The 7,753-nt window shown below is 67.2% G+C and carries 8 protein-coding genes; 4 read left to right on the top strand and 4 right to left on the bottom strand.

Annotated elements, in window-relative coordinates; all coding sequences use genetic code 11:
• Positions 1-97: 97 nt before the first annotated feature.
• Positions 98-1,045: an acetaldehyde dehydrogenase (acetylating) gene (locus G6017_RS08880; protein WP_182617001.1), complete on the top strand. Its 948-nt coding sequence runs from the start codon at positions 98-100 to the stop codon at positions 1,043-1,045.
• 5 nt (positions 1,046-1,050) lie between these two features.
• A complete protein-coding gene (dmpG, locus tag G6017_RS08875; RefSeq protein WP_182611030.1) occupies positions 1,051-2,115 on the top strand; it encodes a 4-hydroxy-2-oxovalerate aldolase in 1,065 nt (354 codons plus the stop codon).
• A 41-nt stretch (positions 2,116-2,156) separates the two neighbouring features.
• Here the strand turns inward: dmpG and G6017_RS08870 are convergent, their stop codons facing one another.
• From G6017_RS08870 to G6017_RS08855, 4 genes are read right to left on the bottom strand one after another with little or no spacing between them, the layout of a single operon-like run.
• Positions 2,157-2,678, bottom strand: coding sequence for a flavodoxin domain-containing protein (locus G6017_RS08870; protein WP_182616999.1), 522 nt, complete (start codon positions 2,676-2,678; stop codon positions 2,157-2,159).
• Between the two features lie 13 nt (positions 2,679-2,691).
• Complete coding sequence (locus tag G6017_RS08865; RefSeq protein WP_182616997.1) at positions 2,692-3,753, bottom strand: ferredoxin--NADP reductase; 1,062 nt, start codon at positions 3,751-3,753, stop codon at positions 2,692-2,694.
• Positions 3,754-3,808: 55 nt separating this feature from the next.
• On the bottom strand, positions 3,809-4,204 hold the full coding sequence (locus tag G6017_RS08860; RefSeq protein WP_182616996.1) for a hypothetical protein: 396 nt from the start codon (positions 4,202-4,204) through the stop codon (positions 3,809-3,811).
• Positions 4,204-5,427: a 3-ketosteroid-9-alpha-monooxygenase, oxygenase component gene (locus G6017_RS08855; protein ID WP_182616994.1), complete on the bottom strand. Its 1,224-nt coding sequence runs from the start codon at positions 5,425-5,427 to the stop codon at positions 4,204-4,206. Before G6017_RS08855 ends, G6017_RS08860 begins: the two co-directional genes overlap by 1 nt.
• Positions 5,428-5,615: 188 nt before the next feature.
• Here G6017_RS08855 and hsaA point away from each other — a divergent pair, with 188 nt between their 5' ends.
• Positions 5,616-6,791 (top strand): 3-hydroxy-9,10-secoandrosta-1,3,5(10)-triene-9,17-dione monooxygenase oxygenase subunit, encoded by a 1,176-nt coding sequence (hsaA, locus tag G6017_RS08850; RefSeq protein WP_182616992.1) that lies wholly within the window; start codon positions 5,616-5,618, stop codon positions 6,789-6,791.
• 33 nt (positions 6,792-6,824) lie between these two features.
• The gene (gene hsaC, locus G6017_RS08845) at positions 6,825-7,724 is read left to right on the top strand and encodes an iron-dependent extradiol dioxygenase HsaC (RefSeq protein ID WP_182616990.1); all 900 of its coding nucleotides are present in this window, start codon (positions 6,825-6,827) and stop codon (positions 7,722-7,724) included.
• The last annotated feature ends 29 nt before the right edge of the window (positions 7,725-7,753 follow it).

Below are 7,753 nucleotides of genomic sequence, written 5' to 3'. Positions count from 1 at the left end.
CCCGCCTGACGGGCGACTCCGGGTTCCGTCACGCAAGCTGTTCCGCTGAGCGGCACGCCTGATTGTGGCGGAGAAGACAGGTGGAGAGACTGTCGGTATGACAGAGAAGACCATGCTCACCGCCGCGATAGTCGGGTCGGGAAACATCGGCACCGACCTTATGTACAAGCTCGAGCGCAGCGAGTTCATCGAGCCCAAGTGGATGATCGGCATCGATTCGGAGTCCGAGGGGATGAAGCGCGCCGCAGACCACGGACTGACCTGCATGTCTGGCGGGGCCGATGAACTGCTGGCCGCGATCGAGGCGGGAGGCGAGAAGCCCGACCTGCTGTTCGAGGCCACCAGCGCCTACGTCCACAAGGCCTACGCGCCCCGCTACGAAGCCGCGGGCATCACCGCCATCGACCTCACCCCCGCCGCGGTGGGCCCGATGGTCATCCCGCCCGCCAACCTGCACGACCACGTCGACGCGCCGAACCACAACATGGTCACCTGCGGCGGCCAGGCCACCATCCCGATGGTCCACGCGGTCTCCTCGGTCGTCCCGGTGGAATACGCGGAGATCGTCGCCTCGGTCTCCTCCGAGTCGGCGGGGCCGGGCACCCGCGCGAACATCGACGAGTTCACCGAGACCACCAAGCTGGCCATCGAGAAGGTCGGCGGCGCCAAGCGGGGCAAGGCGATCATCATCCTCAACCCCGCCGAGCCCCCGATGATCATGCGCGACACCATCTTCTGCGCGATCCCCTCCGGCGCCGACCAGGACCTCATCACCACCGCCATCCGCAAGCGCGAGAAGGAGATCCAGGAGTACGTGCCGGGGTACCGGCTGCTCCAGGAACCACAGTTCGATCCGCCCACCGAGATCACCGGGGGGATGGCGCGTGTCGCCATCTTCGTCGAGGTCGAGGGGGCCGGGGACTTCCTGCCGCCGTATGCCGGGAACCTCGACATCATTACCGCCGCCGCCACGAAGGTCGGCGAGGACATCGCCCGGACCCGGCTCGGCAGGACCGAGCTCACCACCACCACGCTGGGAGTGTGAGGACCATGGACAGGACCAACCCGTACAACGCAGACGCCCGCGCGTACAGCCCTGAACTCGACATCCGCATCACCGATTCGTCGCTGCGTGACGGCTCGCACCACAAGCGGCACCAGTTCTCCGTCGACGACGTCCGCGAGGTCGTCGCGGCGCTCGACGGGGCCGGGGTCCCCGTCATCGAGGTCACCCACGGCGACGGCCTCGGCGGTGCGTCCTTCAACTACGGCTTCGCCAAGTCCTACGACCAGGACCTCATCAAGGTGGCGGCCGAGACCGCCACGCAGGCCAAGATCGCGTTCCTCACCCTGCCGGGACTGGGGATCAAGGACGATATCCTGGCCGCGCGGGACAACGGCGGGTCGATCTGCCGGGTCGCCACCCACTGCACCGAGGCCGACGTCTCGATCCAGCATTTCGGATACGCCCGTGAGCTCGGGTTGGAGACCGTCGGGTTCCTCATGATGAGCCACACCCAACCCCCGGAGGTGCTCGCGAAGCAGGCCCGCATCATGGCCGACGCGGGGTGTCAGTGCGTGTACATCGTCGACTCGGCGGGCGCGCTCGTCATGGACCAGGTGTCAGACCGGGTCGCCGCGCTGGTCGCGGAGCTCGGCGACGACGCGCAGGTCGGCTTCCACGGGCACGAGAACCTCGACGTGGGCGTCGGGAACTCGATCATGGCCATCCGCGCCGGCGCGCAGCAGATCGACGGTTCGACCCGCCGCTTCGGCGCCGGCGCCGGCAACACTCCCGTCGAGGCACTGGTGGGCGTGTGCGACAAGCTCGGCATCACCACCGGCGTGGACTTCTTCAAGATCGCCGACGCGGCCGAGGACGTGGTGCGGCCGCTCATGCCGACCGAGTGCGTGGTCGACCGGTCGGCGTTGATGCTCGGATACGCGGGCTGTTACTCGTCCTTCCTCAAGCACGCCGAGGGCCACGCGAACCGGTACGGCGTGCCCTCATCGGAGATCCTCATCCGCGCGGGCGAGCGCCGCCTGGTGGGCGGACAGGAGGACCAGCTGATCGACATCGCGCTGGAGATCCAGAAGGAGCAGGCGGGCGTCTAGACCGCATCAGTACAGAACGCGGCAGTTCGTCGACGGGACCGTCAGGTGCCGGTCGTGGTGTGACCCTGCGCCCAGTCCACGATCGGCCCGAGGGTGGACTCGTCGACGAACTCCACCCGCTCGCGGTTCAGCAGGAGGCGGGCCATCGGTTCGTCCGGCGTCTTGCGCAGTTCTCTGCGCAGGGCAGCCATGAGTACGCGGTCCGCCCACCGCAGCCGGTCCGGGTCCAGGTCGCCGCGCAACTGGAAGACGGTGACCTCGCGACCGGAGGCCGCCACGAGTTTCTGCGCGAGGGTGCCGCGACCAGGGTCGTCGGCGGGGGACAGGGCGACGACGACGAGGGCCGCGGGGCCCGGAGCCGAGCGGATCGCCCGGATGATGCGTCGCCGACCGAGGATCGTCGTGACGTATTGAGGTGCGAGGACGATCAACGGGTCGGCGGCGGCCGCGTTCCCGATCGAGGCGAGATCCACGGCGCGCGTCCCGATCCTCTCGGCGAGAGCGTCCGCGTATTTGCGGGTGGAGCCGTATCGGGAGGTGAAGGTGACGACAGGGTGGTTCACGCCCTGCAGTCTGTCACTCGGAGTACGAGACCTCGACGCGATCGGTCTTGGGCAGGAGCTGGCAGCTCAGTACGTACCCCTCCTCGACCTCCTCCGGGTCGAGGATCCCGTTGTGGATCATCTCGACCTCGCCGGACTTGAGAATGCAGGCACAGGCGGAGCACTCGCCCTTGCGGCAGGAGAACGGCGCCTTGATGCCCTTCGACAGCAGGACGTCGAGCAGCGGGGTGTTGCGGGGCCACGAGACCTCGTGGGTCTCGTCGTCGAGCTCCACGATCGCCGTGGCCGGCCCGGCGCCGTCGTCTCCAGGCGAGTCGTCGATCACGATCTCGGCGAACGGATCGCCCTCGATCGAGGAGAACGCCTCGGTGTGGATGAGGTGCATGTCGGCACCCGAGCGGCGGAGCCCGTCTTTGACGGTCTCCATGAACGGCGCCGGGCCGCAGATGTACGACTGGCGCTTGGCCGCCACCGGGTGCAGGAGATTGCCGATCATCTCGGGGGAGGGGATGCCCGACACCGACTCGAGCCAGTGGAGCACGGTGAGCCGATCGGGGTTCTCCCGCTGCAGGGCCTGCAGTTCGTCCTTGAAGATCACCGACTTCTCGTCACGGTTGGCGTACACCATGACGATGTGACCGGTGCCCTGGGCGAGCGCCGACTTGAGGATCGACATGACCGGGGTGACCCCGGAGCCGGCGGCCAGGAGGATGAAGTCTTGGTCGAGGTTCTTGGGCGTGAAGATGCCCGACGGGGCCAGCACGTGCATCGACATGCCGACCTCGGCGTTGTCACACAGCCAATTGGATCCGTAACCGTCGACCGTTCGCTTGACGGTCACCTTGAGCCGGGAGTCCTCGGTGGGGGAGCTCGAGAGCGAGTAGCACCGCGCGACGGACCCGGTCTGGTCACTGGGGATCCGCAGGGTCAGGAACTGTCCGGGGGTGTACCGGAAGTCCTCCTCGGCGCCGGCGGGGATCTCGAAGACGATCGACTTGGCGTCGGCGGTCTCCTCGATCACCTCGGCGATCGAGAGTTCGCGCACGAAGGAGCCGAGTTGTGGGGTGGCGGTCATGGATTGGGAGCCTATCGCTTGAATGCGGCGGGGCGGGAGGTCACTCCGGGACGTCTCACTCCGGGACGTACAGGGGGTTGACCATGTGATCGGCGTCAGCAGGATCGACACCCTCGGCGAGGGTGATCAGACCCTCCGCGTAGGCGTACCGGATGCTCGCGAGCATCCGTGGGCAGGTGTCCTCCCCCTGCGGCCGCTCGCCGCCGTCCCGCCATTCGGCGAGGACGGGGCACGCGCGGTCACTGCTCGCGGTCCACTGGATGGAGGTGTGCTTCTCGCTGTTCTTCCGGACGGACACACAGGTACCGCACGCGCGGCACTCGACGGGGTGGAAACCCGCCCGGGTGTAGGTCTCGCGGTCCAGATCGGTGTCGCCGTGCAGCCGCGCGGCGCGCGCCGGGTCGGTCTCGTCCCAGGTGGGCGCGCGCCGCGAGTCGTGTTGCTTGAACATCACTTCTCCGCGCGGGAGGCGCTCGCTTCCCCGGCGACCTCGGCCATGCCGGTGTACTGGGTCTGCTCGTCCGAGATCTCGGCCTCACCGGCCTCCTGCTTGCGCATGTTCTCGGCGACCTCGCCCTCCCAGTACTGGTTGGCGGCGGTGGTGTCGACCTCGAACTCGAACCGCTCCTGCATCTCGGGCTCGACCTTGTCGCGGTCCACGTAGAACTGCTCGTACCACCGGCGGAGCTGGTAGACGGGACCGTCCTCCTCGCACAGGAGCGGGTTGGCGATCTGCGACTTGCGCTGCCAGATGCGGACGTCCTGGAGGAAGCCCTCGCCGAAGAAGGTGGCGATCTTCGCGGCCATCTTGGCGGCCGTCGCGTCGTCGAAGCCCGCCGGCTTCTTCACCGACAGCCCGTACATCAGCACGAACGAGTTCTGGTCGATCGGGTAGTGGCAGTTGATGAGGATCGCTTCGGTCTCGAAGTCCCCGTACATCTGCTTGAGGGGGTTGATCATGTACGCCGGACCGAAGTAGGACGCCTCGGACTCGAGCAGGGTGTCGCCGTACTTGCCGCCCGTCGGGTCGTGGTCCGGCCGGCCCTTGGTGTTGAGGTACTGGGTGGCGGTCTGACCCTCGAAGACGTTCTTGAAGTACGTGGGGAACGCGAAGTGGATGTAGTAGAAGTGGGCCATGTCGACCACGTTGTCGACGATCTCCATGCAGTTGGAGCCCTCGATCACGAGGCGGTTCCACTCCCAGTCGGTCCATTCGCCGGTGCCGTACTCCGCGATGACCGGGATCGCGTCCTCGTCGCGGGGCGGGTTGCCCTCATGGTCGTGCCAGACGAAGACCTGGCCGGACTGGATGTTGGTGATCCAGGCGCGGGTCCTGGCGCGCAGCGGGACGCGCTTGGCGTAGGGGATGCCCTTGCACTTGCCGTCACCGCCCCACCGCCAGTCGTGGAACGGGCACGCGATGTTGCCGTCCTTGACCTCCCCGTCGGAGAGGTCGCCGCCGAGGTGCCGGCAGTAGGCGTCGAGGACGTTGATCTCACCCTCGTCGTTCGCCCAGACGACCAGCTTGGTGCCGAAGGCCTGGATGGAGTGGGGGGCGCCGTCGCTGAACTCCTTGACGGTGCCGATGCAGTGCCAGCCGCGCGCGTAACGATCCCGGGTCTCGCCCGTGTCGATCTCGCGGACAGCTCCGGGGGCCGAGCCGAGTGCGGTCATGATGATCCTCCTGAGGGCATGAGCCGGATGAGAACAGGTTATAGAATCGGGATGCCGGTCACAACCAATCCCTGTCGGCGCTGGCACGGGGTGCCATAGCCTGAGTTCCGGGCGGTTCAGTCTGGTGCAAAACTGTAACGTGTTCTAGTCTAAGGCCAAGCGGCCCACAAAAGCCAGAGAGGGATCACATGAGCGAGCACGCCAACCACGAGGTCATCGACCGGATCAAAGCACTGCTGCCCGGTTTCGCCGAGCGTGCGCAGGAGACCGAGGACCTGCGCAGGGTCCATCCGCAGAACATCGCGGAGCTCGACGAGGCCGGCTTCTTCAAGCTCTGTCAGCCCGCCCAGTGGGGCGGGTACGAGGCGGACATGGAGGCGTTCTACACCGCTGCCATGACCATCGCGTCGGCCTGCCCGTCCACCGGGTGGTGCGCGAGCATCCTGGGGATCCACAACTGGCACCTGGCCCTGTTCCCGCAGCAGGCGCAGGAGGACGTGTGGGGCTCGGACACCACCGTCCGCATCTCCTCCTCCTATGCCCCGATGGGCGCGGCCACCAAGACCGACGACGGGTTCCTCCTCAACGGCAAGTGGTCCTGGTCCTCGGGCTGCGACCACGCCGACTGGGTGTTCGTGGGCGGTCCCGTGCTGGACGGCAACGGCAAGATGATCGACTTCTGCACCTTCCTGGTGGAGAAGTCCCAGTACGAGATCCTCGACGTCTGGCACGTCGCCGGACTCAAGGGCACCGGGTCGAACGACATCCTGATCAAGGACGCCCTCATCCCCGCGCACCGCGTGCTGTCCTTCGGTGACATGGCCAACACGACCAGCCCGGGGCTGGAGGTCAACACCAACCCGATCTACCGCATGCCGTGGGGCACCATCCACCCCACCACCATCTCCACCCCGATCGTCGGCATGGCGTTCGGGTGCTACGAGGTGCACCGCGAGCACCAGCGCGCGCGGGTCCGTGCCGCATTCGGCACCAAGGTCAAGGACGACCCGTTCGCGAAGGTCCGGCTCGCCGAGGCCGCGGGTGACATCGACGCCGCGTGGCTGCAGCTCATGCGGAACGTCCGCGAGGAGATGGACCTGATCAAGGCCGGCGACGTCCCGGGTATGGACATCCGCACCCGCGCCCGTCGGGACCAGGTCCGCGCCACCCAGCGCTCGATCGACGCGATCGGGCTGCTGTTCCAGAACTCCGGCGCCCGCGCGCTCGAGGACACCTCGCCGATCCAGCGCTTCTGGCGCGATGCCAACGCCGGTCGGGTGCACGCGGCCAACGAGGCGACCAAGGCGTACATCATGTACGGACAGAACGAGTTCGGTGAAAAGGTCACGGATTCGATGGTCTGATCCGCCCGAGCGGATCGAGAGGACTGACTTGGCATGGCAATAAGCAACTTCGGATACGTGCGGATCTACGCCACCGACATGGACGCCTGGCGCGAGTACGGCACCAAGGTGCTCGGATTCGTCGAGGGCAAGGGCGACGACCCGGATGCACTCTACTTCCGTATGGACGAGAACCCGCACCGGTGGATCATCGTCCCCGGACCGGAGGACGCGCTCGCCGCGGTGGGCTGGGAGTGCGCGAACGAGGCGGAGCTCGACGATGTCAGGCGACGTCTCGACGCGGCCGGGGTGGCCTGGCAGGACGCCCCGGACGAGGTGAAGCGGGACCGCAGGGTTCGCGGACTGATCACCTGCCAGGACCCCGCCGGGTTCACGCTGGAGATCTACCACACCATCGCTCTGCAGCACCGCCGCATCCCGACCCCCTACGGGCACGAGTTCGTCACCGGCGACCAGGGGGCGGGCCACATCGTGCTCTCCACCCCGGACGAGGCGGCGGCGCTGGAGTTCTACCGGGACGTCCTCGGGTTCGCCCTCCGTGACTCGATGAGCCTGCCGCCGGAGATCGTCGGTCGACCGGCCGACGGGGAGCCCGCGTGGCTGCGTTTCCTCGGCTGCAACCCCCGCCATCACTCGCTGGCGTTCACCCCGTTCCCCAACCCCACGGGGATCATCCACCTGATGGTCGAGGTCGCGTCGGCCGACGACGTGGGACTCGGGCTGGACCGGGCACTGCGCAAGAAGGTCAGGATGTCGGCCTCACTCGGCCGGCACGTCAACGACAAGATGCTGAGCTTCTACATGAAGACGCCCGGTGGATTCGACTGCGAGTACGGCTGCGAGGGCGTGCAGGTCGACGATTCGGACTGGGTGGCACGGGAGTCCACCGCCGTGAGCCTGTGGGGCCACGACTTCTCCGTCGGCTTCAAGTAGACGCCTAGGAGCGTGGGTCAGTAACACGC

This window comes from Dietzia sp. B44 (assembly GCF_014145245.1).
Taxonomy (GTDB): Bacteria; Actinomycetota; Actinomycetes; order Mycobacteriales; family Mycobacteriaceae; genus Dietzia; species Dietzia natronolimnaea.
Note: the sequence above shows the minus strand (reverse complement) of the source record. Positions and strands in the feature narration are given on the sequence as shown.